The 6,875-nt window shown below is 69.8% G+C and carries 6 protein-coding genes; 4 read left to right on the plus strand and 2 right to left on the minus strand.

Features of this window, described 5'->3' with window-relative positions:
• On the plus strand, positions 1–522 hold a 522-nt coding region (locus D7V93_RS34235), incomplete at its 5' end, for an Ig-like domain-containing protein (protein WP_504739590.1).
• Positions 523–1,009: 487 nt separating this feature from the next.
• Complete coding sequence (locus D7V93_RS34240) at positions 1,010–1,423, plus strand: hypothetical protein (RefSeq protein ID WP_120647377.1); 414 nt, start codon at positions 1,010–1,012, stop codon at positions 1,421–1,423.
• Positions 1,424–1,645: 222 nt separating this feature from the next.
• On the opposite strand, the gene D7V93_RS34245 is transcribed toward D7V93_RS34240, so the two are convergent.
• Positions 1,646–2,719 (minus strand): OTU domain-containing protein, encoded by a 1,074-nt coding sequence (locus D7V93_RS34245; protein WP_244237678.1) that lies wholly within the window; start codon positions 2,717–2,719, stop codon positions 1,646–1,648.
• 273 nt (positions 2,720–2,992) lie between these two features.
• Here D7V93_RS34245 and D7V93_RS34250 point away from each other — a divergent pair, with 273 nt between their 5' ends.
• Both D7V93_RS34250 and D7V93_RS34255 read left to right on the plus strand, forming a co-directional pair.
• Positions 2,993–3,682, plus strand: coding sequence for a hypothetical protein (locus tag D7V93_RS34250; protein WP_147451493.1), 690 nt, complete (start codon positions 2,993–2,995; stop codon positions 3,680–3,682).
• Positions 3,679–6,312, plus strand: coding sequence for a kelch repeat-containing protein (locus tag D7V93_RS34255; protein ID WP_147451494.1), 2,634 nt, complete (start codon positions 3,679–3,681; stop codon positions 6,310–6,312). Before D7V93_RS34250 ends, D7V93_RS34255 begins: the two co-directional genes overlap by 4 nt.
• Here the strand turns inward: D7V93_RS34255 and D7V93_RS34260 are convergent.
• Positions 6,300–6,875, minus strand: a 576-nt coding sequence (locus tag D7V93_RS34260) for a CHAT domain-containing protein (RefSeq protein WP_147451495.1), incomplete at its 5' end; no start/stop codon positions are given. The two genes, D7V93_RS34255 and D7V93_RS34260, sit on opposite strands and share 13 nt — an antisense overlap.

Genomic DNA, 6,875 nt, shown 5'->3' on the forward strand with positions numbered 1-6,875 from the left:
GTCGCCACCCCTCGACCCGAGTTCTCCTGGGCCCCCGCCACGGACGACGTGGGCATCGTGTCGTATGTCATTGAATGGAGCGGGGGCACGCCGGTGACGCTTGCGGGAACGGTGACGCGGTACACGCCCACGGCGAACCTCGCCGAGGGCGCCCACACCTGGCGGGTCACCGCCTGCGATGCCGGCGCGCAGTGCACGAGCAGCGGCTGGGCGTCCTTCTCCGTGGACCTCCAGGCGCCGACCGCGCCCTTCCTCATGGCGCCGTCTCCCGGGGAGGTCGTGTGGGAAAATCCTCTCTACATCTTCGAGTGGGTGCCCTCCTACGACGCCCAGCACTACGTCCAATACACGGTGCTCATCGATGACCAGGAGTACGCGGTCCCCGATTCGGACTCGGTGCTCTACCTGGAGGCGTTCCTGGACTACGTCGAGCACACCTGGTTCGTGAGGGCGTGCGACCTGGCGGGAAACTGCGCGGACTCTCCCAGCCAGGTCTTCACCATCCGGCCCTACATCAAATGATGCAGTGAGCAGGACGGTCGGGCGCGGCGCCGATATCGATGGGCGCCCGCCCGTCCACGCCGCGAGCCGTGGCACATCGACGGGCCCTGCGAACCCCTCCTCAAGCCGGGGCTGGAGGAGGAGAGCCCGGCCCTGGCTGCGACGGTGGAGTCGACGAAGGAGCGCACGCCGAGATGGGATTGGGCGGGACCATGGTGCTGCGGGCGACGCAGTTGCCACTCTCGGCAACCGGCAGCTTCATCACCGCCGACGGCACGCTTCCCTGGTAGCGGCAGGACACTCTTCCGTCGCGCCAATCGCTCTCACCACACATGACGCAACCTCAGGGAAACACACTAGCGAGACATCCATAAGCACAATCACGTACGCATTTCCCTCCAATTCAAAACCAACCCCATCCTCTTGACAGACAATTCAAGGAAGCGCACCCTGCCCAATAGCTGACTAGTCAACCAAAGCCGCAAAAAAATCGAACACTGGGGTCGTCATGAGCCTGTCGCCATTCAGCACCCGCGAAGTGGCCGCGCGCCGCAGGAGCCGTTCTCTTCTCACGTTCGTGCTCACCGGGGCCGTGGCCCTGGGTGTGACCCTGCCTGGCGTGAGCCACGCAATCCCTGGCGGCCCAGGCTGGCAGGGAAGGTACACGCTCACCATTCCCGCCGGCCAAGTCGACCAGTTCTTCCACTACTCGTGCCCGGCGGCCTACCCAGTCGCCACGAGCGGTGGGTTCCTCCCCAACCTCACCGCCAAGATCGGAATGGTCGTGCTCGGTGATGGGCCCCGCCTGGACATCACGCCCGTGGGCTACAACGAATGGTCCTGGATCATCGGCTGGCCAAGCGGTGCACGGGCGGGGTCGACCATCAGCTTCGACATCTACTGCGTCGCCGGGCCCGCCTGAGCAACGCCGGGGCCCTGCCGCGCACAGCCCTCCGGAGCCGGCGCGGCGCACGACCACGCGGAGCTTGCGCAGCCCGAAGACGGTCAACAACGTGCTCGTGGTGCTCAACACGGTCTTCAAGACCGTGCTCAAGTGGGGCGTCATCGAGCAGATGCCGGCCACCATCGAGCTATGGAAAGGCCCAGCCGATGCGGCATCTCCAAACAAACAGCGCCGGCCGGCCTACAGCCCTACCTGGAACAGGAGGATGAGCCGCGAGAAGGAGTCCGTGCCCTCCCGCAGCGCCGGATAGTGGTCCCAGCTGAGCGCGGCCCCCAGCGGACCGAAATGCAGGTCCGCGAGGAGCCGCAGGCCAGGCCTGGCTTCGGGGAGCACCTGCACCGGTACTCCCAGGCCGAGCCCGAGGCTCGGGATGATGGCGACCTGGGGCGTCGCATACTGCGTGAGAGGCGTGAGGACGAGCTGCTCGCGAAAGTCCGTCTCCACCGAGAGCGAATGCAGGAAGGACTCGGGCGCGGCGAGCTGGTAACCAAGCCGAGCCATGACGCGGGAATCGTCCCCGAGCCGCGCGCCCAGGCCCAACTGCACGCCGCCCGGAGTCCACCACGGCTTGGGCTTCGTCAGCGTGACGTTGAGCCACTCGGGCGCGCTCGCCGCCGAGAGGCTCCGCTCCGCCACCACATGCTCGCCCTCGTGCCGAAGCCGCCAGCCCGTGGCCACCGGCAGCGTGCGCGCGGATGCGTCCGGGCTGCTGCCCACCTCCCACGCGGAAGGGACACGCACCGTGACGTGGAGTTCGGGGTTGCCCGCCCAGGTCCGGATGGGCCCCAGCAGATAGTCGATGTCCCAGTGCGTGGCCCGCGCCGGTCCGGGGGACAGCAGTGCGTGGCGCGCCTGGACCGCGGGCCACACGTACCCCGAGGGCAGGAAGCGCCGCTCGAGCTGCATCAGGCCGCGCACCCATAGCTCCCCTTCCCGCCCGGACTGAAGCGTGAGGGTGAAGCCGAAGCGCTCCACCTCTCCAGAGCCTGACGTGGGGCCCATCGAGTCCGCCTGGCCCTCTGTCACCGGGAGAGGCTCCTCGTCGAATCGCACGCTCACCTCGCGCGTACGAAGTCCAAGGAACGCTGCATCGATGACCTCCGCCTCGGTGGTCCCGTTGCGCAGCCGGTAGCGCGCCTCGAAGTGGCAGACCGCCTCGTGCTCCGCCTCCGCGCAATCGAAGTCCAGCTTCTCGCTGAGCACCTCCGAGCGCGTGCGCGCGGTACCCGATGACAGGGTGAAGGTCGCCGGCATACGCGTGGAGGCGGCCACGTTGGCAGCGGCAGGCAATGCAGCGAGGAGACAAACGATGGATGCAAGGCGGGCCGCCATGTCCGCCATTGTCGCTCGAATCCGCGGGCACCGTGTTTCCCCGAGTTCGTCCGCCATGTTAGGAAGGCGGCCCCGAGGGAATGCATGCGTTCAGGTCAAGCGTTGGGAGCGGCTCTGTGCAGGCTTCTTCTCGTCATCTTGCCATGGAAGGGACTCGCGGCTCCCGGACCCGCGGTGCAGCCCTATCTGGTCTCCGTGAGCAGGCTCCATGAGGCGCTGGCGTTCGAGCGCGCCCTTGAGCAGCTCGTCACGGCGCGGCGCCTGTCGAGTGGCGTCGAGGATGACGTGGCGCTGTCACTCTGGGAAGGCATCATCATGGCGGAGATGAACTGGAAGGACGAGGCCGCCGGCGCCTTCAAGGCCGCCCTGTTCCTCCAGCCAGACGCACAGCTGCCGGTGCGGGTGTCGCCCAGGATATCCGAGCAGTTCGACTCCCTGCGCAAGGATGTGAAGCATTCCCTGGCCCGGCGCGGCGAGGCCACGGCCCAGGTGGCGGACACGCCGCATGAGGAACCGGCGCAGCCCTCCGCGACGGAAGTCCCGCCGGCCGCGCGGACAGAGCGCACGCCGCGCTCCAGGGCCCTGTTGCCGGCCATCATTGGAGGCACGCTCGCCGCCGCCGGTGGCGTGTCCTGGGCCCTGTCACGCGGGGAGCTGTCCAAGCTGCAGAACACGGACCCGACCCTGGCGGACCTCGAGAGCGTGGATCGCAGCGTCTCGCGTGGCCGCACGCTGCAGACCACGGGCGTGGGCCTGATGAGCGCGGGCGTGCTCGGGCTGGGGTTGGCGGCGGGGATGTATCTGCTTGGCGCGCCCACGGAACGGGGCTCGGTGAGCCTGGGGACGGATGGGAGATCGGCCTTCGTGTCAGGGAGCTTGCCGTGAGCACGCCCTCATCCCGGGCCTTGCTGGCGGTGCTGGCGGTGCTGGCGGTGCTGGTGGGCGCGGGCTGTGCCGACTTCGGTCTGGAGAAGCACAGGCTCTGCGAGCGGGCTCCCGAGCGCTGTGAGAGTCCCGGCAATGGCGACGAGACCCCGGATGAGGACGGAGGCTCGGACGCTCCGGACGCGGGCACTTCGACGGACGCGGGCACTTCGACGGACGCGGGCACTTCGACGGACGCGGGCACTTCGACGGACGCGGGCGGCCCGCCGCGGGTGACAGACCGCCGGCCGCTGATGCCCATGGTCCAGCCCGGCGGGACGGTTTCCTTCCAGGTCACCGCGGAGACGCCTCCGGCGGGGAGCCTGCGCTTCGAGTGGTCCGCCACCCTGGGCACCCTGGAGACCCGGCAGGACGGTGAGACCACGAGCAGCGTCTCCTGGAGGGCGCCAGACTGCCTTGCCAGTGGGACGCCGCCCTTCGTCTCCGCCACCCTCATCCACTCGCTGGGGCCGTCCAGCTCGGTCCAGTTCCTCGTCGGTGGGCTGCCCGACTGTCCGGCGTGGCGGCCCTCGGGGACGCTGTCCGCCAGCCGTCGGGACTTCACCGCCACCTTGCTGAACGACGGCAGGATCCTGGTGGTGGGAGGCCGGGCCCCGACCTCCGCCCTGGCCTCCGCGGACCTCCATGACCCGAGGACCGGCACCGTCTCCTCCACGGGCGACATGGCGGAGGCGCGCTGGGGCCACACCGCGACCCTGCTGGACAACGGTCAGGTGCTGGTCGCGGGCGGCAGGGACGCCACCGGGAACGTGGTGAGGTCCGCGGAGCTCTACAACCCGGCCACGGGCACCTGGTCCCCGACGGGGAGCATGGCTGGGAGCCGGCATCTCCACACGGCCATCCGGTTGAGATACGACCAGAGTGTCTATGTCGCCGGGGGGGCGGACTCCCTCACCTCGCTGAACACCACCGAGGTGTACAACCCGAGCAAGGGAACCTGGTCCGCTACGGCCCCACTGCCCGACCACCGCCACGGCCACACCGTGACGGTGCTGCCGGACTCGAGCAGGGTGCTGCTCGTGGGGGGAACCCGGACGTACTTCGGCGGCTGGGGGGCGATTCTCTCGGAGCCCCTCGCCACCGCGGTGCTGTATGACCCGTACAAGAACACCTGGTCTCACACCGGCGCCATGGCCGAGGCCCGGGGTGCGGGCCACTCGGCCACCCTGCTGGGCTCTGGCAAGGTGCTGGTGCTCGCGGGGACCGGCCCCTCCGCGCCCCTGGCCACGGGAGAGCTGTATGACCCGGGGACGGGGACCTGGGCCCCCATCCAGACCATGGCGCCCCCAGGGCGCACCGGCCATGGCGCCAGCCTCCTCGGCACGGGCAAGGTGCTTGTCACCGGGGGGAGCTACGGCGGCACGCTGCGGACCGCGGAGTTGTACGACCCGGAGCGCAATACATGGAGCTCCACGGTGGCACTGGCCGAGTCCCGTACAGGCCATGCGGCCATCTCCCTGCCCCAGGGGGATGCGTTGGTCCTGGGGGGCGGCGTGGCGAGCGTGGAGCGCTACGAGGCGGGCGCCGGCGTCTGGAAGACCGTGGAAGGCATGCGCTCGGCACGCAAGCGCCATACGATGACCCTGCTGCCCTCCGGCCGGGTCCTGGTCGCTGGCGGTGTGGATGCCATGGGGGTCAGGCTCACCGCCACGGAGGTGTTCGACCCGCTCTCCGGACACTGGACCCGCGAGGGCTCCATGACCACGCCGCGTGAGGGCCATACGGCCACGCTGCTGCCCTCGGGCCGGGTGCTCGTGACGGGGGGCACGTCGCAGAATGCCCCGGCGGAGCTGTATGACCCGGGCTCGGGGCTGTGGACGGCCACCGGCGCCATGAACCAGAACCGGAGCGGCCACACGGCCACGCTGCTGTCCTCGGGCCGGGTCCTCGTCACGGGAGGCCTCGCCTCCACGGAGCTGTACGACCCGGACGCGGGGACCTGGGTCCAGAAGACGAACATGACCGAGGGGCGTACCGCGCATACGGCCACCCTGCTGCCCTCGGACAGGGTGTTGGTCACCGGGGGAGGCCAGCCCAAGAGTGCCTCCCTGGCGACGGCGGAGGTCTTCGATGCGCGGAATGGGACCTGGAACGTGGCGGCTCCCATGCACGCGTATCGGAGCGGCCACACGGCCACGCTGCTGCCATCGGGCCGGGTCCTCGTCGTAGGTGGCTTCTACCTCCGGTCAGACTCGTCCAGGCCCAGCCTGGATTCCTACTCGACCTCCCGGGTTGACGCCTACGACCCGGAGAGCGGCCAGTGGGCCGCCGTGGCCAGCATGACCGCTGGAGGCTTCATGCTCTCGGGACGCCATGACCATGCCACCGTGCTCCTCCCGGATGGCAGGGTGCTGGTGACGGGGGGAACCACCAAGACGAGCGGCAACCCCGACAGCTACCGCACCAATGCCACCTCGGAGGTCTACAACCCGGCCCTGGACACCTGGACTCCCACGAGCAGGACCGCGGGGGAACGCGCGGACGGGCACCGGGCGCTGCTGCTTCCCACGGGAAGGGTGCTGGTGACCGGAGGCAACCAGGACAGGAGCGCGGAGCTCTACATCCCCTGATGCGCCCCGGCGCGACCCGGGCCGCGGGACGCGCTCAGGCGCAGGGGTCCCTCCCGGCCCATGGCGATGAAGGGCGCCCAGTAATAGGGATGCGGGAGGGTCCTCCTCAGCTCACGCATCGCCTCCCTCAGCGCCGCCGTCCTGCCCTGCCCCGCCAGGAGCTGGCGGTAGTAGGCCTCCATCAGCGTGCTCGTCGTCTCGTCGTTCACCTTCCACAGACTCATCACCACCGTCTCCGCTCCCGCCACGAGGAAGGCCCGGCGCAGCCCGTACACGCCCTGGCCCAGCTTCACGTCGCCCCGCCCCGTATCGCACGCGGAGAGCACCACCAGCTGGGTGCCCCACAGGTCCAGGCCCGCGAGTTCCAGCGCCGTCACCAGCGCGTTGTCGGGCGCGACGGCCATGGCGCTGTCACCCGACGGCACCGGGGCGCTCGCGCCCGCCAACACGAGGCCCGAGCGCAGCAGCGGATCCGCGGGGCTGGAGGCCAGGGCGTCCTCGCCCAGCGAGCCGAAGCTCGCCACCGCGCGGGAGTCCGGGGGCGGGGGCGCGTCCTCCAGGAA

The sequence above is a fragment of the Corallococcus llansteffanensis genome, from assembly GCF_003612055.1.
Taxonomy (GTDB): domain Bacteria; phylum Myxococcota; class Myxococcia; order Myxococcales; family Myxococcaceae; genus Corallococcus; species Corallococcus llansteffanensis.